The sequence below is a fragment of the Pelagibius sp. genome (assembly GCF_028281305.1).
Taxonomy (GTDB): Bacteria; Pseudomonadota; Alphaproteobacteria; order Kiloniellales; family Kiloniellaceae; genus Pelagibius.
Genome location: NZ_JANQKD010000022.1, coordinates 44,166 through 65,875, shown reverse-complemented (window position 1 = coordinate 65,875; position 21,710 = coordinate 44,166). Strand labels below are relative to the sequence as shown.

Genomic DNA, 21,710 nt, shown 5'->3' with positions numbered 1-21,710 from the left:
ACCCTTGCGGGCGGTCACTGATCGACCACGAAACCATCGCGATGCGCGCGCATCGCCACCGGCCGCGATACCTTCGGCGCAACCTTATCGATATTGTCGACCAGGTCCATGCCGATTCCCGGGCGCGCGGGGATCTCGATGAAGCCGTCTGCGACCGGCGGCACCGCGTCGACCAAGTGGGCGCCGCGCAGCTGATGGTCCGGCCGGTCCGCCGCGGTGGGGTCGGAGAAATCCAGCCCCACCGTCGGGTACTCCTGAATGGCGAAGTTGGGGATCGCAGCGTCGAGCTGCAGACAGGCGGCCAGGGAGATCGGCGAGAGGGGGTTGTGAGGGATCACCTGGATGTCGTGTGCCTCGGCCAGGGCGGCGATCTTGCGTGCGCCTGTGATGCCGCCGCAGATGCAGACCGAAACCCGTGCATAGGCCAGCGCCTTGCGGGCGATATGGGTCTGGAACTCGAAGAGAGAAAAGAACCGCTCGCCGGTGGCGACCGGAACCGTGATCTTCTCTGCGATCCGTGCCATGGAATCCGGGCTCGTCGGTGCCATCGGATCTTCATAGAACATCGGCCGGTAGGGCGCGATTTCATTTCCAAAGACGATGGCTTCGGCCGGTGTCAGGCGGCGGTGGATCTCTATGCAAAGATCGACGTCCGGTCCCAGCGCCTCGCGCAGATCGTGCACGATCCCCACGGCGTCCTCGATCTTCCGGGCATGAGGACGGTGATAGGGAACCGAACGATCTTCGTCGAGGAAAGGGTTCAGATGGCCGATGGCGGTAAATCCGAGGTCCTTCAGCTCCAGGCAGCGGGCAATCATCTCCTCCCGCGTCTTCGCCTTCACATGAGCATAGACCCTTGCCGTCCGGCGGGTTGGCCCGCCGAGCAGTTCGTAAACCGGAACGCCGAAGGCCTTGCCCTTGATATCCCAAAGGGCAACGTCGACAGCCGAGACGGCGCCGGAAAGCGCGGCACCGCGGAAATGCGACCAGCGGGTCAGCACGTTCCAGTGATGTTCGATTGCGCCGGCATCCCGGCCGACGAGATATTCGCCGCATTTCTCGATGGCCGTCGCCGCTGGCTCAAGCTGGCCCCAGGCGCCGCACTCGCCGGTGCCGGTGAGGCCATCTTCCGTTTCGATGACGGCATAAAGAAAGCGGTCGGCAAAGACCGGTGTGACGCTCTTGATCTTCATAAAGGCTTCCGGTCCCCCTTTGCTGCGTTCAGGCGGCTTTGGCCGAGGACCTGCGGACCAGGGCTGCATCGGCGCCGCGCCGCTCCACGGCCGTGCCGAAAGGAGCGGAGCGTTCCTCCAGTTGGCGAAGGATGTCGGCCCCCTCCGGCTGGGCCGGATCGGCAATGCCTACCAGGTTGTCATCGTTCCGCCGTACCGGCAGCACGGAGATGTCCCGTACTCCGGCTTTGGAAGCGATGAGCCGGATCATGATGCCGTCGAGGTTTCGGCCCTGCATGCGCACCCAGTCGAAGGCGAAGTTTCCGAGACTGTAGAAGACCGGCTTGCCCTTGTAGAGCTCGGCCCCCTGGACGACGTGAGGGTGGTGGCCGAAGACCACGTCGGCTCCGGCATCGATGGCGGCGCGCCCGACGGTCTGCTGATAGTCGGCGATTTCCGTACTGCTGGAGATGCCCCAGTGGCAGGACATGACGACCACGTCCACATCTTCGCGCAGTTTTCTGATGTCCTCCTCCATTGCCGCAAGCTCCTCGCTGTCGGGCACGGTGAGGATCAGCGGCGGTGTGCCGGGCATCTCCAGCGCCCGGCGGCCCGGCTGATAGCCGGTGTGGATCTTGATAGTGGCGCAGCCTGCACTCTCCGGCGTTGCGGCGTGATTCACATGCCAGAAGACAGAGGTGTAACTGAGGAAGCCGAAGCGCACGCCCTTGGACTCGACGATTGCCGGCTTGCGCGCTTCGGCAAGATTGGCGCCGGCCCCGCAGTGGGCGATGCCGGCGGCATCCAGGGTCGCGTTGCTGGTGAGGGCAGCGCGGGGCGGATAGCAGACGTTGCTGGCGCAGGCAAAGGCCTTGAAGCCGGCGGCCTTGTAGCCCTCCACCATGCGCGGGTCGCTGTGGCGCCACAGCAGCTTATGGGCGATGTCCGGATTCTCCGGGTCCTCGGAAGGCGGGCTGAGCGGGCCTTCGAGTTGCCCGAAAAGAACGTCTGCGGCATTCAGGGTCGCACCGACGCGCTTGAAGGCCTCCGCCGGATCGCCGCGGCCCTGGATGTTGGTGTCGCCGACCAGCAACAGCGTCGCCTCGTCGGCGGCTGGCTGCTGAGACCAGGTCCAGGGGGTCGCGTCCTCGGTCATGGATGTCACCTCCGTTTCCGTTTCTGTCCTAAGCGTTGGCCACATAGCGGTGGCGTTCGTGGATTCTGCGCTGTGTGGGATCGGGCCTCGGCACTGCGGACAGCAGCGCCTTCGTATAGGCGTGCTGAGGGTTGTCGCAGACGGCCAGCGCCTCGCCGATTTCGACGATCTCGCCCTTGTACATAACCGCGACGCGGTCGCAGAAATAGCGGATCACGCTGATGTCGTGACTGATGAAGATGAAGCTGAGGTTCATCTGGCGCTGCAGCGAGAGCAGCAGGTCGAGGACCTGGGCGCGCAGGCTGACGTCGAGGGCCGAGGTCGCCTCGTCGGCGACGATCACGCGCGGCTCGGGTGCCAGGGCCCGGGCAATGCAGATGCGCTGGCGCTGACCGCCCGAAAAAGCATGGGGATAGCGTTCCAGGACCTCGGCCTTCAGATCGACCCGCTCGATCAACTCAACGACGCGATCGCGGATCGCCTTCGGCTTCCAGCCCATCATCAGCAGCGGCTCGCCCACCACCTGTTCGATGGTCATGCGGGGATTGAGAGACCCGAAGGGATCCTGGAAGATCATCCGGATTTCGCGGTAGATCTGCCGCAGTTCGGCCTTGCTCACCGCCTCGATATCGACCTCGGAGCCGTCGCTGCGGCGATAGAACACCGCGCCGCCGCTGGGGTCGATCATGCGCAGCAGACAGCGCCCCAGCGTCGTCTTGCCGGAACCGCTCTCGCCGACGATGCCAAGGTTCTCTCCCTCGCGCAGAGTGAGGTTGACGTCCGAGACCGCGCGCAGGGCGGAGGTTTCGCGCTTGAAGAAGCCCTTGTGGACGACAAAGTCCTTAACCAGGTTTTCCACCCGCAAGATCGGCTGCGTCTCGGCACCGGGGCTCTGCCTTTGCAGTCGCGACTCCGCCGGCCTTTCCAACCGGAGGGCCGAGCCGATCAGCATGCGGGAGTAGGGGTGGCGGGGGTTTTTGAAGATCTCCTCGACCGGCCCGCTTTCCACCATTTCGCCGTGCCGCATGACGCAGACCGTATCGGCGATCTCCGCCACCACGCCCATGTCGTGGGTGATGAAGATCACGGCCATGCCGAACTCGTCCTGGAGCTCTTTGATCAGGTCCAGGATCTCTGCCTGGGTGGTCACGTCCAGGGCCGTCGTCGGCTCGTCGGCAATCAGGACCGAGGGATTGCAGGCCAACGCCATGGCGATCATGGCGCGTTGGCGCATGCCGCCGGAGTACTCGAACGGATAACGGTCGACGGTGGTTTCAGGGTCGGGGATTTCCACCCGGCGCAGCAGCTCGATGGTCCGCGCCCGGCGGCCCTGCTTGTCAAGGTCGGTGTGGAGCTTCAGTGCCTCCTCGATCTGAAAGCCGATCTTGTGAACAGGCGAAAGGGAGCTCATGGGCTCCTGGAAGATCATCGAGATCTCCTTGCCGCGGATGGCGCGCACCGCACGTCCGCGCGGGTCCAGGGCCGCCAGGTCGACAACGCGCGCTGCATCACCGTCGACGCCATGGAGCCGGATCTCGCCGGCGACCACCTTGCCGGGGCTGGGCACGATGCGCAGGATCGAGCGCGCCGTGACGCTCTTGCCCGAGCCGCTTTCACCGACAATACAGAGAGTCTCGCGCCGTCTGAGGGTGAAGCTGATGTTGTCGACCGCCTTCAGGAGCCCGGTGCGCAGGGCGAAGTGTGTGGAGAGGTTCTTCACCTCCAGCACCACATCCTCTGCGGGGTCTGCCTGCTGCGGGACGGTTGGGAGATCGGCGGCGGGTGTGTTCATGGGCGCGTTGCGCTCCCTTAATCCGCGTAGGGGTCGGCGGCATCGCGCATGCCGTCGCCGAGGAAGTTGAGGGAAAGCACCGCGATGACCACCGCAAGGCCGGGCAGCAGCAGCCAGGGCGCCGTGGCGACGGCGCGCACATTCTGGGCCTCCTGAAGCAATACCCCCCAACTGACCACTGGCGGGCGCAGGCCGATGCCGAGGAAGCTGAGCGCCGTCTCCGCCAGGATCATGGTGGGGATCGCCAGGGTCAAGGTGGCGATGATGTGGCTGAGGAAGGAAGGCGCCATGTGGCGCAGGATGATGCGCACCTCGCCGGCGCCGTCGAGTTTGGCGGCTGCGACGAAGTCCTCCGTCTTCATCGAGAGAAACCGCCCGCGGACTTCCCGCGCCAGGCTGGTCCAGCCGATCAGGGAGATGAGGACCGTGATCAGAAAGTAGACCGTGAGGGGGGACCAGTTCTGCGGGATCGCCGCCGCGAGGCCCATCCAAAGAGGGATCGTGGGAATGGCCTTCAGGAACTCGATGGTCCGCTGGATGATATCGTCGATCAGGCCGCCGTAGTATCCGGAGATGCCGCCCAGAAGTACCCCGACGAAGAGGCTGACGAAGACCCCGACCAGGCCGATGGACATGGAAACCCGCGCGCCATGGACGATACGGCTCAGCATGTCGCGGCCCAGGCGATCGGCGCCCAGCAGGTAGAATGGGTCGCCCTTGTTCACTGGCCCGATCAGTTTGGTCTGCATGGGGATGAAACCCAGCAGCAGGTAGGGATCGCTTTCGACGAAAAAGCCAACGGGAACGATCTTGCTTTCGTCGGGCACGAAGGTGCGGCGGATCGCCACCGGGTCGATCTCCACCTTGTAGCCGGTGACGTGAAGGCGAAAATCGGAGCCGCCCGCACCGTCGGGCACGAAGAAGCCGAGGCTCTGGGGCGGCGCATAGGTGTGGCGCGTGCTGGTCTGGTTGGGTGGCAGCGGCGCCAGGAACTCGGCGAAAAGCGCCACCAGGTAGATCGCCAGCACCACCAGCCCGCTGACGACGGCCAGGCGGTGCCGTTTGAAGCGCCACCACATGAGCTGCCATTGGCTGGCGTAGGCGGAGTCCCGATCATCGGCGGTGCCGCTCTCGTCGCCGGGGGGCAGGGTCTGGGGGATATCTGAAAGCGCCATCGGCCGGCCCTATCCGTAGCGGATGCGCGGATCGAGCCACGCCAGCAGCAGGTCGGAGACCAGGGTTCCGACCACGGTGAGGATGCTGAGAATCATGATGAAGCTGCCGGCCAGGTACATGTCCTGCGACTTCAGGGCGATGAGCAGGACCGGGCCGGTTGTCGGCAGGTTGAGGACGATGGAGGTGATGGCCGCACCCGAGACCAGCGACGGCAGCTCCCAGCCGACCTGGCTGACGAAGGGGTTGAGGGCAAGCCTGACCGGATAGCGGATCAGCAGCCTGCCCTCGGAGACGCCTTTGGCCCGCGCGGTCTCCACGTAGGGCTTGTTGAGCTCATCGGCCAGGTTGGCGCGCATGACGCGGATCAACCCGGCAGTGCTGGCGGTGCCGATGATGATCACCGGAATCCAAAGGTGCGCCAGCAGGTCCCAGAGTCTGGCCCAGCTCCAGGGTGCTTCCGCAAACTCCGGCGAGAAAAGGCCGCCGACGCTCTGCCCGAAGAGGGTGAGCGCGCCGTACATCAGGATCAGTGCCAGCAGGAAATTGGGGATGGCGAGACCCAGAAACCCCAGGAAAGTGAAGACGTAGTCGCCGAGCGAGTACTTCTTTACCGCGGAGTAGACGCCGATCGGGAAGGCGACGACATAGACGAAGACCAGAGAGGCCAGGGAGATTACGAAGGTCAGGCCGACGCGGTCCCAGAGCACGTCGGAGACCGGGCGCTGATACTGGAAGGACCAGCCAAAGTCCCCCTCGAAGAGGATACCCGTGATCCATTGCCAGTATTGAATGACCAGGGGCTCGTCGAGACGGTAGCGTTTGCGGAGGTTCTCGACCTCGATACTGCTGATGTCGCCGCCGTCGGCCTCCAGGGTCGAGATGTAGGTGTCGAGGAAGTCTCCCGGCGGCAGCTGCACGATCGCGAAGGAGACGATGGAGATCGCCAGCAGGGTCGGTACCATGAAGACCAGGCGTCTGAGCACGTAGTTGGAGAGCATCGCCGCGATCTATCCGCCTTCTTGCTGCCGCTTCATCATAGACCCCGGACGCAGAGACAGCGACCCCGGCACCCGACGGGTGCCGGGGTCATTGCCAAGCTGATCTCGGGCCGTCAGCCGTTCTTGCCGCCGACGAAGTAGTAGGTCGGTGGATTGGTCGGCCCCGGCGGCGCGAACCAGTAGGAGCCGTGCATCGTCCGCGGCACGTTCTTCATGCGGTTCGACACGATGCCGTAGCCCGACTTCGGCACCACGACGCCGATGGTATAGAAGCTGTCGGCGGCGATCTGCAGGATCTCCCGCATGGCGTCTTCGCGCTTCTGCGCATCGGCCAGAGAGTTCACATCGTCCCAGAGCTCGAGCTGACGCTTCACGTGGGCCGGCGGCTCCGTCCCGCCCTCGCGGCCGCGCTGCCAGTCGTACCAGGGAATGCCATAGGCGGCGTTGTGATGCATCGGCACCCAGGGGGTCGGCCGCAGAAAGGCATCGCGGGCGCCGCCCGGAAAGTCCTCGATGATCACATCGTGGTCGTTGGCGTTCTTGCGCGAACGTACGAGGGACCGTTCGACGATGTCGACGCGCGCGTTGATGCCGACCTTCTTCCAGTGCTCGACAACCATCAGGCTGGAGTCGGCCATGAACTTCTTGTCGGCGCGGGTGAGGATGGCGAACTCGATGGGCTTGCCGTCTGGGCCCAGGCGCCAGCCGTCGGAATCGCGCTCGGCGAAGCCGGCCTTATCCAGAAGGGCGTTGGCCTTGTCGACGTCGTACTCGGTGAACTGCATGGCGAGCTGCTCGTTGTAGAGCGGTTTGTAGCTCGGCAGCACCGCCGTCTGCATGGGCGTACCCTGACCGATGAAGACGAGGTCGATGATCTCCTGGCGGTTGATGGCATGGCTGAGCCCAGCGCGGAAGTCCTTGTTGGCCAGCACTTCCCGCAGCACCGGGTCCTTGTGCATCTGGTTGAAGGAATATGTAGCGAGATTGGAGTCCGAGGGGATCAGTTCGAAGAAGTCGAAGTCCGCCTGCTCCCGCCCGTCGAACAGCACGGCCTTGTTGGCGACAGTGTTGACCATGGTGCCGATCATGTCGATCTCGCCCGCCAGGGCCTTCAGCAGCAGAACTTCGGGGTCCTGGACGATCTCGAAGACCACGCGGTCGATATAGGGCAGTTGCTGGCCTTCCGGGTCGACCTTCCAGTAATAGGGATTGCGCTCGGCCACCACCTGGTTGCCGTCGCCGTAGGGCAGCGTGACCATCCAGGCATTGAGGGTTGGCTTGTCCGGGTTCAGCCAGGTGTCCGCCTTGATGCTGAAGAGGTCGGCCCAGGAACTGGCGCCGGACTCCGTGACCAGGGCGTCCAGTCCCTCCTTGTTGAAGTCGGGATGGAACTGGCGCATGTAGTGCGCCGGATACTTGGTCAAAGCGTCGCCGCCGATCTGCGTGGTGACCTGGGCCATGCCTTCCAGAAAGCTCGCCTTCGGCTTCTCGAAGGTCACCGTGAAGGTGATTGCATCGATCTTCTCGATCTTCGCCGGGCTTTCCTTGCCGGCACGCAGATAGCCGGGAAATTCGGCCAGGTCCGAATGCTGGAAGACATTCTCGTAGGCAAAGAGGATGTCGTCCGTGTCGAAGGGGTCGCCGTCGGACCACTTCATGCCCTCACGCAGAGTGATGGTGTAGACCCGAGCGTCCGGGCTCACTTCGTAGGAGGCGGCGATGTTCGGCACCACGCCGGTCCAGTCGGGCGCCCAGTGAAACATGTGGTCGTAGCCGACGGTGCGCAGGTTCCAGGTCGGCGCGCTTGGCTTGGAGCCGGTACGCCAGACCCCGCCGTAAACTCCGACGCTTTCCAGCGGCTCGAGAACCCGCGGGTTCTTTGGCAGGCGCTCGGCCAGCGGCGGAAGCTTGCCGGCCTCCACCAATGCCGTCAGCTGCGGTGCCTCGGTATAGGGTGCGGCAAGGCCTGCGCCTGACGCCGTTGATACGGCGGCCGCAAAGGCAGCCACGGCGCCAAGGGCGCGCCTGCCCATCCATTGCTCTGACATGGTGATACGTCCTCCCCAAAAGTGCATGCGGCAGCTGCAAACTGCTCTCTTGTGATCTGCGGAAGACTGGGGGCTCGACCTATTTTTGTCAATGAACAAAAAACTTTTTCATTCAATGAAAAATATACAGCAATGCTCTCGCCGGCCTGTCGTCGAGAATCGTGGGTATCGCTTTGAAGAAGGCGCGCGCGGCGTCAGTCGTCGAAGATCTCGACCGTGGTTCCGCCGTCCTGGGCCACCCGGTGAACCGGGGCCTGGGGGCCGTCCGTGAAGCCAAGGCGGCGCGAGATATCCGCCGCCGCTGTCATAATCTTCTGGCCAAAGGCGCCGGGGTCACTGCGGGGAAAGCGGGTGGCCACGCGGGAGACGGAGAGGGCGCCGACGACATGGCCGTCGCGCCCGCGGATCGGCGCAGCCAGGCAGCAGATTTGCTGCTCGTATTCCTCAAGGTCGACCGCGTAGCCCTGGGCCCGGGTGTTGTCGAGCTCCTGCAGGAGCCCGGCCCAGGTGGTGATTGTCGAGGCCGTGAATTCGGTAAAGGGCTCTTCGCCAAAGACCTCCTTCAGGGCCGCCTCCCACAGCCAGGCCGTCAGGACCTTCCCGGCGGCCGTGCAGTGGAGCGGCGCGCGTACGCCCAGCCGCGGGGCCATGCGGATCATGCCGCGCCCTTCGCGCTGGTCGACGAAGATGACCTCGCCGTGGTCGCGCAGGCCCAGCGAAACCGTATCCCCCAGTTCATCTGCAAGGCGGCCCAGCACCGGCTGCGCCACCTGGTGCAGGCGCAACCGCTCGGTGAAGGCCGAGCCGACCTGGAAGGCCCGTGGGCCGATATCGTAGAGGCCGGTCTGTTCGTCCTGGCGCACATAGTCGCGGTGCCGCAGCGTTTCCAGCAGTCGCGAGGTTGTCGCCGGCGTCAGATCGAGGCGCCGCGCGATTTCCGAGAGCGACAGCGAGGCTTCCTCGGCCAGCACCTCCAGCACGCGCAGGCCGCGGTCCAGCGTGCGGGTGACCTCGACCTTGGTTCGGGTCTTGGCCCTGCCGCGTTTCAAATCCGCCATGGTTTCCCTCAGTTCACTGCGCAACACCGGCGGGCTGCCGGCCGATTCCGTTGCTCAGAATGACGGATCGACCCGAATTTTTCAACCAATGAGAAATAGAAGGAGGGAGACTTCAGACCGCCTTGGGCAGGGAGAGGGTCTGGCTGATCCAGCCGCAGATTTCCCGGGCGGCGGCGGCTTCGAAGCCGACGAAGGTGTTGGAGGCGCCTTCGATGATCTTCGCCTTGACCTCCGGGGACTGGACCGCCGTTCTGCGAATGCGCTCGATGAAATCCTGCAACGGCCGCTCGCGGGTCTCCGCAAGGCCTCCGTAGAGGACGAAAATGGGTTGGCGGATCTGAGCCAGAGCCGGTGGGCGGTCACCCGCTTCGCCATAGAACTCGCGGTGAATGCGGGCCCGGTCCGCGTAGACCTGGGCACTGACGGTGCTGCCGAAGGAGTCCTTCACCGCACCCATGGCCATCAGCTCCTGCCCCCGGCCCTCGGCGATCATCCGCTTTGCCAGAGCCGTCGTTTCGGCGGGGGCCAGGTCGGTGATCTTGTCTCTCACGATAGTGCCCGATGATGCGAACACGCATCCTGCCGTGTGACGGTCCTGGCGCTGGACCTGGTAGAACACCACCTTGGGCGCGCCGTAGCCGACGCCGACCAGAACGTAGTTCTTGAAGCCTTCCTTGCGCGCCAGCTCGGTCCAGGCAGCAATATCGAAGGGGCTGTCGATGAACTGTTCCCACGCCGTGCCGCCCAGCAGGAAACCTTTCGGGGTGCGAAACCAGGCTCCCAGGTCATGGCCCCGGGTGTTCACGGCCAGGAACGGAAGGCCGAGGCGCGCCACATGGCGGCCGATTTCGACGAACTCGCGCTGGCTGAACCGGCGGTGCATCCCATGGACCCAGATCACCAGTGGACCGCTGCCCCTGCCCGGCTGCGGTGTGATGAGCAGGCCCTCAAGCTCCAGCCCGTCCTCGGTGGTCACGAAGACCAGCCTTTCTAAGGGATCGTTTGCTTTGCTCGGCATGGAGGCCAATCAGTCCCCGTTTTCGCGATCCGGTCGGTCCCCGGCCTTCGTGCAAGGTAGAGAATTCAGGCTGGACGTTACAAGCTTTCACCGTAGATCGCCGGGCCAAAGGTGCCTTGCGTCTCCCGGCCCTGATACAGCTGTGTCTCGACTTGCGCCGTGATGTCGAAGCGCCGGTGGAAACACGCCAAGCTTGCCCGCAACGCCTGGGCCGTTCCTGCTCCCGAAGCGGCGCCGCCTCTCCGCGCGCGGTCAGCGACCCCGGGCCGAGTGATGGCGAGGCGCTGAGGCAGGCCTTCGCGGGTGATCCGAAGAACCATGACCGGCTCGATCTGACGCGCCGTGCCATGCCCACCATACAGGCCGAGGCGGAGCGCGTGATCGCACTGCCCGGCCGGTAGAGCGAAGATGGAGGCCGCCGATAGGCTGGATCCCAACGGTTTCCCGCGCGGCCCGAACACTCATACGCCAAACCCCAGTCAGAAGCCGCACCCCAGGGAGAGGCCGCACCCCAGTGGGAAGCCGCTACGGGGCGCGATGCCAATCAATCCTGCTCCTGCCGCTTCAGGCGTGTATTCACACGATCTAGGGTTGATGGGGTTGCCAAGCGCATCTGGCCGCCTGCAGGCGCCGGGGCCGTGTCGCGTCTGCCGACTGCTTGCGGGCACGGGCCGACGACCAAAGATCTCGGACCGGTCGCAGGCCCAAACCGCTACCACGCTTCTCCGGGTAAATCCGCACTCTCCGGCCCCATCTTGGCCCTGGAAGGCGAGCGAGTTTCTGGTCGTAGTACACCATTGATGATTGCGGATCTTAACGCTTGTGGGCGCAATTCTTAATCATATGGAGGGCAAAGAGATAAAAGTCCTATAAAACTCATACATAACATTGAGTATTTTCGGATATTTTTCTTGTTTTTATCACAACTCTCCACGAGACTGCGGCTCGTGGGATTGATCAGTAAAGGGGTGGTTAACAGCGCTCAATAGCGCCTGCGAGCACCCTGGCTCGTCTTCTTAGGAGACGAAAAATGACTGACGATCTCACCCGTGGCCTCGAGGGCCAGCAGGACACCTCGGCCGACTCCACTGAAATCACCTACACCACCGGTAGAGAGGGCGCCGCCACTGTCGTTGGCCAGGCCGCCGAGGTGGTCAACGTTTCGCGCCCCGCACCGGGACAGACGGTCGAGATCCAGGCGGCAGCCGGGCAGACCTATAACCTGGACTTTCCGCCGGCCGGCGCGCAGGTCCAACTCGATGGTCCCGACTTCATCCTGGCCTTCGAGGACGGCGGCCAGATTGTCTTCAGCGACATGGCCACGGTGGTCGAAGGCGGCGATGCGCCGACTTTCACGTTGGCGGGCACGGAAGTCGGCGCGGAAGTGCTGTTGACCCAGGCTCTGGCCCTCGCCGGTCAGGACGATGCCACGCTGGAGACGGCTGCAGGGCCCGATGCGGTGGGCACTGGCGCCACGGTGTATGTGGACTTTCTGGGCAACCTTATCGAACTGCTGATCGCGCAGGGCGTGATCCCGCCGGTCGAGCTTGAGTTCGGCCTGATCGACCTGGAAGAAGACCCCTTCGCACTGACGACCGGCGCCCTGGAAGAGCAGTCGACACCGCTGATCAACGAGATCGGTATCGCGGTGAAGATGAACATCCCCGATCTTCCCCCTGAAGAAGGTGGCGAAGCGGCCGAAGAGGCCGCCGTCGCGGCGGCTGCTAAAGAGGCCAAGACCGCCTCCGAAGTCAACTTCATCGAACTGATGAACACTGACGGTGGCGCCTTCGACGTCAGCGGCATGACCCTGGAAATCCTCAATCCGGCCGGCGATGTCATCACCTTCGTGATGCCCGGCGGCACAGTGCTGCCGCCAAACGGCTTCGTGGTGCTTTACCAGTCCGCCGAAGATCCGGAAGAGGACGGCGAGACCGTCTATGTCCGCATCTTCGATGCCGAGGGCAACGTCGTCGGCGGCGTCGATGTGGTCGGTGCCGACTTCTGGAACCTGGGCAACGACACCACCGATCCCATCGCGGTCAATCTGGTCGACGGCGGCGAGTCCCTCGACACCTTTGCCGCCAACCTCACGCAGGACGACCTCACCGCGTTGACCGACCCGAGCTTTGAGGGAACGCCGGCCGACTTCGTCTCCCCCCTGCTGGACCTGAACCTGGAGACCTTCAACGGCCAGTTCACCGACAACCACCACATCTTCTCCCGGGTGAACTCGAGCGACACCGACAGTCAGAACGACTGGACCACCAACAACATTCCCACTGACGGCGGGCTCAACACCACCGGTGTGCCCGGCGGCCCCTTCGCCTACACGATCACGGGTGCCGATGTCCTGTTGGTTATCGATCTCTCCGACGGCACAACCTACGAGGTTGGCCCGCTGTTCGACGGCGATGGCGTGCTGTCCGGCGACTTTGAGGGGCTGACCTTCGGCCAGGGCGCCGATGCCGGCTTCCTCTTCGCCTACGACGACGGCGATGATCGGATCGTCAAGGTTGACCCGGCCACCGGCGAGGTGGTCGAGCAGTGGACCTTGGACGACCTGGTCGTCGCGGGGCTCAGCAACCCGGGTCTGACCGTCGCCAGCGACGGCACCTTCTACGTCGTGGGTGACAATGAAGGCGTGTACGAAGTGGTCTTCGGTGCCGGCGTTTTCTCGCTGACCGAGATCGCGCCCACGGCCGAGTTTGGCGATTTCGACATTACCGGCCTTGCCGCCGATCCGAACGACCCGAACCTGCTCTATGCCATCGGTGAGGATTCCGGGACGGTCAAACTCTTCACCATCGCTGCCGACAGCGGTGTGGTCACCGAACTGCCGGGGGCGATTGGCGTAGCCTCCAGCCAGCAGATGGGCCTTGCCTTCGATGCCGACGGCAACCTTTGGGCTATCGACGAGCAGAACGACCTGGCTTACCAGGTCGACCCGGTTACGGGGGCGTCGATCCCGGGAAGCACGGTTCTTCTGCCCTCCGGTCTGTCCCTCGAGTCCATTGCGATCCTGCTGGACGGCGTGCCGGACATCGTCGATGCCAATCCCTGGGATCCGCTGAACGACGACCTCAATCCCGAGCAGAACAATCCCGATCCGCTGGCCGGCCAGAACTTCCTGCAGGCCGCGGACGGTGGCGACACCGTCGAAGGCTTCGGCGGTCCCGACTTCATTCAGGGTGCTGCGGGTGACGATGGTCTCTACGGCGGCTCTCAGGATCTCGTCGAACAGCAGGCCCAGAAGATCGCCGGTCAGCTCGAGCTGCTTGAGGGCGCCGGCGTTCCGGTCCTCGGCGAGGGCACTCAGAATGGCCTTGATGCCGAGCTCGTCCATCAGCCTTTCTTCAGCGACCACAACGACTTCCTTTTCGGTGATGCCGGCGACGACCAGATGTACGGCGGCTCCGGCGGCGATTACATGATCGGCGGCGAGGGCGACGACTCCATGGACGGCGGTACCGGCGACGATGAGATCTTCGGCGACGGTTCGCAGGAGATCGGCGGGTTGCCGGAAGAGGGCGAAGGCACCGGCGAAGACGGTGCCATTGAGTACGGCGACGACGTGCTTGCCGGCGACGCCCTGAACAACCTCGACAGCCTGCTGGGCGGCGACGATGCCGAGCCCGAGATGGAGGCCCCGGATGGTGTCGAGGCCATTCTGGAGGGTTACGACGGTGCGGCCGCGGCGATCCTCGGCGGCAACGACACCATCGATGCCGGCAAGGGCGACGACATCGCCTCCGGCGATGCGCTCGCCACGGGGGCGGAGTCCGTCTATGCCCTGGGCTATGCCGACAACAGCTACCAACGCCCGGAAAACGGCGTCGCCGCCGACGGCGCGCTGGTCCAGAACGACGCGGAAGCCGGGGACCCTGGAAGCATTTTCCTGGTGGATGCTCTGGGCAATGTCGAGCTTGCAGTCTCGGCCGACGATATCACCGACCTGACCGAGCTTGGGACCGTCGGCTTGATTGGCACCGGGATCGACATCGACTCCGAGGGCACGGTCTATTTCACGGAATCGGCATCTGGTGCGGTCTATAGGAAAACCGAGTTCGGCGATGTCGAACTGGTCGCCTCCGAAGCCGCCATCGAGACGGCGCTTGGCGGTGGCGTCAGCGTGACCCCGCAGGGCCTCGTGGTGGGGCCAGACGGTTTCGTCTACATCACCGAAGATACGACGGATTCGATCCTGAAAATCGATCCGGCCGACGGCACCGTGACGGTTCTGACCGCTGCGGCCGACGTGGAAGGGCTTGCCGGAATTACTGACTTCAACGTTGAGGGCGGCCTCATCGTCTCGGCCGACGGGCTCAGCCTCTATGTGGCGTCTGAAGGCACCCCTGACGCGATCATCAGGATCGATCTTGCCACCGGCACGCCGGAGGTTCTGGCCAGCGGTGCGCCCTTCAATGATCTCGACGGCTATATGGTCCTGGCGCCGAACGGCGATATCATTGTCGCCGATGAAGGCAATGATGCTCTCTATCGCGTCACGCCGGATGGTGTGGTGACCGAGTTCCTCAGCAATACAGAGCTCACGACAGCGTTCGGCGGTGTAGTCGATCTGGAAGGTGGAATCTGGTTCGACAGCGACGGCAACTTCTATGTTACCGATGAGATCTCAGGCGACATTGTCAAGTTCGAGAGCGTGAACCCTTGGACTGGCGAGGTCGATCCGGCGGGTGAAGTGCTGGTCGACGAGGCTGCCATCCAGGCCGCGATCGGCAGCAACGTCGACTTTGAGGGCGGCGCCGTTGCGGTGCCGGGCGGCGGGGCCTTCCCGACGGACACCGGCTTTGCCAACGACATCATCGACGGCGGCGAGGGCGACGATGCCCTGGCCGGCGACTCGGCGGCCATCGCGGTTGCCGACGAGGACAGTGAAGAGGCCACCGAGGCCAAGGCCGTGGCCATCAACAACGCCGTCTACTCCGACGGTGTGAGCGATGGCGAGTCCAAGGCCGCGACCGGCAACGACATCATCGACGGCGGCGAGGGCGACAACCGGATCGCCGGCGAGGCCCAGGCCATCGCCGACGACGCCGAGGCGGTGGCGCAGAACACGGCCGCCGGCGAGGACGTCGAGGCGGGCAACGACAAGATCAAGGCCCATGAGGGCGATGACCAGCTTTCCGGCGATGCCCAGGCCCTGGGCAAGGACAGTGCCGTCTCCAAGGCCTACAACACGGTGGTCGGTCTCGGCGAGAGTGCTGAACGCTCTTCGGCCGGCAACGACTACATCGTCGCGGGCGAAGGCCACAACACGGTTGCCGGTGATTCCCAGGCGATCTCCGAGGACGGCGAAGCCTCCGCCTATGGTGAGAATACTGCGGGCGATGGCGGCAGCGATGACGTAAACCGGGCCGGCAACGACACCATCTTCGGGTCGCTGCTGGGTGACGATGTGCTCTCCGGCGGTGCCCAGGCGGTTGCCGCGAAGGATGCCTTCGCCAAGCAGCAGAACCATGCTGGCGGCGAAGACTCGGCGGATGACGACAACGAGGCCGGAAACGACCTGATCCAGGGCTACGAAGGTGACAACGTGGTTGCCGGCGACGCCCAGGCCATCGCCGAGGACCATTTCTCTTTCGCGACGGCGAAGTCCCACAATCACTCTGAAGCCGACGATATTGAGGACGGCGCCAACAATGCCGCCGGTGACGACCGGATCTACACCGGCGACGACGATGACAAGGCCGCCGGTGACGCTCAGGCGATTGCCGGGAAGCTCGCGGACGCATGGTCGACCAACAAGGCGCTCGGCTACGGCAACACCGCCGGCAACGATGACATCGATGTCGGACATGGGAAAAACAAGGTCGCGGGCGACGCCCAGGCCATCGCGGGCCTCAAGGCCTGGGCCTACGGCACCAACATCGCGGGTGACGGAGACGCTGACCGCGAGAACGCGGCGGGCAACGACACCATTGTGTCGGGTAGTTCCTCCGACACGGTCTCCGGCGGCGCCCAGGCCCTGGCGGGGCTCTTCGCCTACGCTGATCAGGTGAACCAGGCCGGCGCCAGCGGAGATGGGGAGCACGGCAATTCCGCCGGCAATGACGATATCGACGTTGCCGGAGGAAAAAACCGGGCCGCCGGTGACGCCCAGGCCATTTCCACCTACGGCGTGGCCGAGGCGTACAGCACGAACGAGGCGGGCGCCGAGGGCAGCTTCGTCGGAAACACCGCCGGCAATGACGCCATCGAAAGCGCCAGCGGCCGAGATACCGTCTCCGGCGATGCCCAGGCGATCGCCAAGTTCCATGCCCTGTCGGTGTCTTCCAACGTAGTGGGTGGCAACGACGACAATCGAGCCGGCAACGACTTCATCGATGCAGGTCACGGCCACAATGTGATCGCGGGTGATTCCCAGGCGATCGCATCGCACGGTGTGGCAGAGGCCTATGGCGAGAATACCGCTGCCGACAACAACGACAGCTATGCCGGCAACGACACCATCAGAAGCGGCAACGACGAGGACACCATCTCCGGCGGTGCCATGGCGGTTGCGGCGGCGCTGGCCTTCGCCCGACAGGTGAACGCTGCCGAGCAAGGTAACGCCGGCAACGACGACATCGACTCCGACGTTGGTAGCGACGACGAGGACGAGGTGGCCGGCGATGCCATGGCCCGCTCCCAGGGCTGGGGCTTCTCGGATGCCGTCGCCGAATCGGTCAACACGGCGAGCGGTAGCGGTAGTCTTGCGGGCCTCGACATCATTGATGCCGGCGGCAGCGACAACCACGTTGCCGGCGAGGCCATGGCGGTCAATACCGACGAAGATACCGGCGACGATGCCGAGGCCACTGCCGCCAACACGGCGACGGACGGAGGCTACGCCGGCAACGACGAGATCTTCACCGGCGGAAGCGCCGATGTTGTCTCGGGCGGCACGCAGGCGCGGGCCAAGGATGATGCCACGGCGGATACGGACAACCGGGCTACGGGCGACAATTCCGAGGCCGGCAACGACACCATCGAGGCCGGGCAGGGCAACAACCAGGTTGCCGGTGACGCCCAGGCGATCTCCGACGACGATGCCTGGGCCTATGGCAGCAACATTGCGGGTGATGGCAACGGGGACAGCGGCAACCGGGCTGGTGATGACAGCATCACCACGGGTGACCAGACCGACACCGTTTCCGGCGGCGCCCAGGCTCTGGCCAACGATCAGGCCTTTGCGGAGCAGATCAACCGGGCCGGCGCCGGCGGGGACGACGAGGTCGGCAACTATGCCGGCAACGACGACATCGATGTCGGCGATGGCTTTAACTGGGTGGCCGGCGATTCCCAGGCGATCTCCCACAATAATGACGCCGCGGCCTATGGTGAGAACGAGGCCGGCAACGACGGCAGCGCCGATGGCAACTACGCCGGCAACGACACCATCGTTGCGGGTGAGAACAGCGATCGAATCTCAGGCGGGGCCCAGGCAAGCGCCAACGACGCAGCCTATGCGTCGCAGGAGAACGATGCAGGCACCGGCGCGTTCGACGACGACAATCGCGCGGGCAACGACGATATCTCCGCTGGCGGCGGTGCGAACAGGGTCGCGGGCGATGCCCAGGCTCTGGCTGGCGGTAACGCCACGGCGCTCTCGGACAACCACGCGGACAGCACGGATACCGAGCCCGACGGTTTGGCCGACAACCAGGCGGGCAACGACGTCATCGACGCTGGCAACGATGGTGACAGGATCTCCGGCGACGCCCAGGCCATCACGGACGGCGATGCGACGGCGGCGGCCACAAACACGGCCCTCGGCAACGGCAACCTGGCGGGCAATGACAGCATCACCGCTGGTGATGGGTCGAACCTGCTTGCCGGTGACGCCCACGCGGAAGCCGGCGGCGATGCCGATGCGCAGACGGACAACACCGCCGACGGGGCCGGCAATGTGGCCGGCGTCGACACGATCACCGGCGGTATCAACGTTGATATCATCGCCGGCGGCTCGCTCGCCATCGGCAACACCGGTGCGGCGAATACCAACAACCAGGCCCTGAATGGTGGCGTGGCTGGCGACGACACCATTGATGCAGGGGACGGCGACGACACCGTCTCCGGCGAGTCGGGCTCCCTGGTCGTTCTCGGCGGCACCGCGACCACCGAAAACACCGCAGCGGGCGGCAGCGTCCAAAACAACAGTCGGGCCGGCAACGACAAGATCATTGCCGGAGATGGCAACAATGTCGTGGCCGGTGATGCCCTGGAGACGGCGAATCTGAACGCCGAGGCCCGTGCGACCAACAACGCAGTCGGCCTCAAAGCCTTTGCCGGCAACGACGTGGGACTGGCCGGTACCGGTACCGGCTCCGACGACATGGCGGGCGACGCTCTGGTCAAGGGCGAGCTGGGCTTGGCCGTGGCCACCAACAATGCCACCGGCGGCTCCTCCCATGCGGGTGACGACAGTCTCCGCGGAGAGGGCGGAAACGACGAGATTGCCGGCGAAGCCGCTGCTTTCGGTGCGGGCGCCCAGTCGGAATCCCACAATACGGCGAATGCCGGTGGTGGCTGGGCCGGCAACGACTACATCAACCTCGGTTCCGGCGAGGACTGGGCCGCTGGTGACGCGGGTTCCTTCGGGGCCGACAGTGGCAACGCCACGGCCTGGAACACGGCAACCGTCTCTGAGGATGCAAACGACATTTCCAAAGCCGGTGACGACGATATCTATGCCGACGGTGAGAACGGCAGAGAGCGGATTGCCGGTGACGCCCTGGCCGCAGGCGCTGGCGCCACCGCGCTGGCCATGAATACGGCGACGGCTCTCGTCGGCGACGTCGATGCCTACGGCGGCAACGACCTCATCGTCTCCGACAACGGCGGCGCCCTGAACGACGATCATGGCGGCGACGGCCCGGATGAAATCGGCGGCGATGCGCTGGCGACAGCGGCGGATGGTATTGCCACGGTCGTGAACAGCGCTGAAGTGGACGGCGATCCGCACAGTGATGCCTTTGCCGGTAATGACACCATCGATGCCGACGGCGACAGAAACGTCATCGCCGGCGATGCGGCCAGCACCGCTGAGGACGGCGGCAACGCCACGGCGACCAACATGGCCGCGGCCGCCGGCGAGATCGACGGTGAGTTCATCAATGAGGCCCAGGCAGGCAACGATCTGATCGAAACCAGAACCGTGGTCTCTTTCGATGATCAGAGCGACGAGGACGACTACATCGCCGGCGATGCCCTGACCCGCGGTGTCGGGACCACGGCGCTGGCGGTCAACCAAGGCACGGGCTCGGACTATGGCTATGCCTACGCCGGCAACGACACCATCGAATCCGGTGACGACGGCGATGCCGTTGCAGGCGAAGCCCTGACGACCGGCGACGATGCCCTGGCGAGAGCCGAAAACAGTGGCTTCGGCGAAGACGACGCCACTGTGACGGTCGGCAGCGACTCCATCGAAGCCGGCGTCGACGCCGACACGATCTCCGGCGGCGCCCTTGCCACCGGGGTCAACGGTGTCGCGGAGGCCGACAACGACGCCGCGGCGCAGGACAACGCCGTGGTCGTGGTCGGCAACGACACCCTCAGTGGTGGCCCCGACGCAGGCGATATCAACGGTGACATGATCGCCGGGGATGCTGCGGCGAGCGGCGCGGGCGGCGTAGCCTTGGCCGAGAACGCGGCGGAAGCCACCAACGCCGGTGCCGCCCAGGCCGGCAATGACCTCATCAACGGCAAGTGGGGCAGCGACATTCTCTCCGGCGATGCTCTGACCGGCGAGGACGGCGGCAACGCCACGGCCCGGAACACCGCCTTGGTGGCCGAAGATGGCGATGGTGCCGCGGCTGACGCCGGCAACGACCTGATCCTCTCGGGTTCCACTCAGAGCAACGAGACGATCGCTGGCGATGCCTTGACCCTCAACGATGAGGCCGTCGCCCGGGCGGAGAACACCGCGCGGGTGGAGGAGAATGCCGCGGGGAACTCCGCTTCCGCGGGCAATGACGTCATTGAATCCGGAGGCGCGGGAGCTGGCTTCGTCGGCGGCCACAACATCGCCGGCGATGCCTATGCCGAAGGCGACGGCACCGGCGCCGACAACTTCTACATGGCGGAGGTTCAGAACACGGCCCTCGGCGGGTTCTCGGCCGCCGGCAACGATGAGATCCTGGTCGGCGGCCAGGCCTCTGAGGTGGCGGGCGACGCCCTCACCACCGGCGAGGACGGCCATGCACTGGTGTTGAACCAGGCTCTTGAGGATGTCGACACCCTTGGTCCGCTGGGGGTGCGCGAAGCCGGCAACGACACCATTACGTCGACCGCCAACGGCAGCAAGGTCATCGCCGGCGATGCCCTGGCCACGGGGCAGAACGGCAATGCCGTCGTTCACAACACCATTGCCAACGCTGCTGCTGCGGCGATCGTCGGCAGCGATCTGATTGAAGGCAGCGACGATCTGGATCTGATCGCCGGCGATGCCATGGCCACCGACTCCGGCGATGCGGTCGTAATCAACGATCCGGTCGGCGAGTCGGAGTCCCAGGCCGGTGAAGACACCATCATCGCCGGTGACGGCAACGATACTATCTCCGGCGACGGTTTGTCCGTCGGCGGGACGGCCTCGGTGACCAACGGCGGTGATGACGAGATCGACGGTGGTGACGGTAACGACTCGATCGCCGGCGATGGCATGGCGCTCGACGGCGGTACCGTGATCCTGATCGACTCGGCCGGTGACGACACCATCGACGGCGGTGACGGCAACGACACCATCTACGGCGACTCCTCCGATCCTGACGATGCCATCGGCGGTGACGACATTCTCCTCGGCGGTGCTGGCAACGACCTCATCTACGGTGGCGCCGGCGACGACTTCATCAACGGCGGTTTCGGCGAGGATTCGGTCTACGGCGGTGCCGGCGACGACACCCTGGTTTTTGGCTCCCTGGATGCCGTGATCGACGGTGGCGACGGGACCGACACCGTTCTGATTACAATCGATGCCGATCTGACGGGGAACACCAGCCTGAACGATATCGAGATCATCGATATGACGGATGGTGATGACTTTGACGACCTCACGCTGACGGCTGCGGATGTCCTGAGCATGACGGATGCCAACGATCTGCTGCAGATCCTCGGTGATCCGATTGGCGGCGCCGGTACGGGTGATCAGGTCAACCTCACCGGTGGCAACTGGAACGCCGGCGTGGTTGGCGTGGACTTCACCGTCTACACAAACCTCAACGGCGCGACGGTAGAGATCGACAACGACATCGACGTTACCGTCAGTTGATAGAGGGGTCCGCCATAAGG

General features: G+C 64.7%; 9 protein-coding genes. 1 reads left to right on the top strand and 8 read right to left on the bottom strand.

Annotated elements, in window-relative coordinates; all coding sequences use genetic code 11:
* Positions 1-14: 14 nt before the first annotated feature.
* The 8 genes from Q0982_RS05660 to Q0982_RS05625 form a co-directional block, all read right to left on the bottom strand.
* The gene (locus Q0982_RS05660; protein WP_299392756.1) at positions 15-1,193 is read right to left on the bottom strand and encodes a mandelate racemase/muconate lactonizing enzyme family protein; all 1,179 of its coding nucleotides are present in this window, start codon (positions 1,191-1,193) and stop codon (positions 15-17) included.
* Positions 1,194-1,221: 28 nt separating this feature from the next.
* The gene (locus tag Q0982_RS05655; RefSeq protein WP_299392754.1) at positions 1,222-2,328 is read right to left on the bottom strand and encodes a CapA family protein; all 1,107 of its coding nucleotides are present in this window, start codon (positions 2,326-2,328) and stop codon (positions 1,222-1,224) included.
* 28 nt (positions 2,329-2,356) lie between these two features.
* Positions 2,357-4,120 carry an ABC transporter ATP-binding protein gene (locus Q0982_RS05650; protein WP_299392750.1) on the bottom strand — a complete coding sequence of 588 codons (1,764 nt, stop codon included), beginning with the start codon at positions 4,118-4,120 and terminating at the stop codon, positions 2,357-2,359.
* A 17-nt stretch (positions 4,121-4,137) separates the two neighbouring features.
* Entirely contained in the window at positions 4,138-5,295 is a 1,158-nt protein-coding gene (locus tag Q0982_RS05645; RefSeq protein ID WP_299392746.1) for an ABC transporter permease, read from the bottom strand.
* Positions 5,296-5,304: 9 nt separating this feature from the next.
* A complete protein-coding gene (locus Q0982_RS05640; protein ID WP_299392743.1) occupies positions 5,305-6,294 on the bottom strand; it encodes an ABC transporter permease in 990 nt (329 codons plus the stop codon).
* A gap of 113 nt (positions 6,295-6,407) precedes the next feature.
* Positions 6,408-8,342, bottom strand: a complete 1,935-nt coding sequence (locus Q0982_RS05635; protein ID WP_299392740.1) for an ABC transporter substrate-binding protein — start codon at positions 8,340-8,342, stop codon at positions 6,408-6,410.
* 194 nt (positions 8,343-8,536) lie between these two features.
* Positions 8,537-9,400, bottom strand: coding sequence for an IclR family transcriptional regulator (locus Q0982_RS05630; RefSeq protein ID WP_299392737.1), 864 nt, complete (start codon positions 9,398-9,400; stop codon positions 8,537-8,539).
* 112 nt (positions 9,401-9,512) lie between these two features.
* Positions 9,513-10,418, bottom strand: coding sequence for an alpha/beta hydrolase (locus Q0982_RS05625; protein WP_299392733.1), 906 nt, complete (start codon positions 10,416-10,418; stop codon positions 9,513-9,515).
* A gap of 1,030 nt (positions 10,419-11,448) precedes the next feature.
* Between Q0982_RS05625 and Q0982_RS05620 the strand changes: the two genes are divergently transcribed.
* Complete coding sequence (locus Q0982_RS05620; RefSeq protein ID WP_299392731.1) at positions 11,449-21,690, top strand: hypothetical protein; 10,242 nt, start codon at positions 11,449-11,451, stop codon at positions 21,688-21,690.
* The last annotated feature ends 20 nt before the right edge of the window (positions 21,691-21,710 follow it).

What these genes read in the sequence shown, in the direction of transcription:
- Q0982_RS05660 (WP_299392756.1), bottom strand. Translation starts at nt 1,193, where the DNA reads ATGAAGATCAAGAGCGTCACACCGGTCTTTGCCGACCGCTTTCTTTAT.
- Q0982_RS05655 (WP_299392754.1), bottom strand. Translation starts at nt 2,328, where the DNA reads ATGACCGAGGACGCGACCCCCTGGACCTGGTCTCAGCAGCCAGCCGCC.
- Q0982_RS05650 (WP_299392750.1), bottom strand. Translation starts at nt 4,120, where the DNA reads ATGAACACACCCGCCGCCGATCTCCCAACCGTCCCGCAGCAGGCAGAC.
- Q0982_RS05645 (WP_299392746.1), bottom strand. Translation starts at nt 5,295, where the DNA reads ATGGCGCTTTCAGATATCCCCCAGACCCTGCCCCCCGGCGACGAGAGC.
- Q0982_RS05640 (WP_299392743.1), bottom strand. Translation starts at nt 6,294, where the DNA reads ATGCTCTCCAACTACGTGCTCAGACGCCTGGTCTTCATGGTACCGACC.
- Q0982_RS05635 (WP_299392740.1), bottom strand. Translation starts at nt 8,342, where the DNA reads ATGTCAGAGCAATGGATGGGCAGGCGCGCCCTTGGCGCCGTGGCTGCC.
- Q0982_RS05630 (WP_299392737.1), bottom strand. Translation starts at nt 9,400, where the DNA reads ATGGCGGATTTGAAACGCGGCAGGGCCAAGACCCGAACCAAGGTCGAG.
- Q0982_RS05625 (WP_299392733.1), bottom strand. Translation starts at nt 10,418, where the DNA reads ATGCCGAGCAAAGCAAACGATCCCTTAGAAAGGCTGGTCTTCGTGACC.
- Q0982_RS05620 (WP_299392731.1), top strand. Translation starts at nt 11,449, where the DNA reads ATGACTGACGATCTCACCCGTGGCCTCGAGGGCCAGCAGGACACCTCG.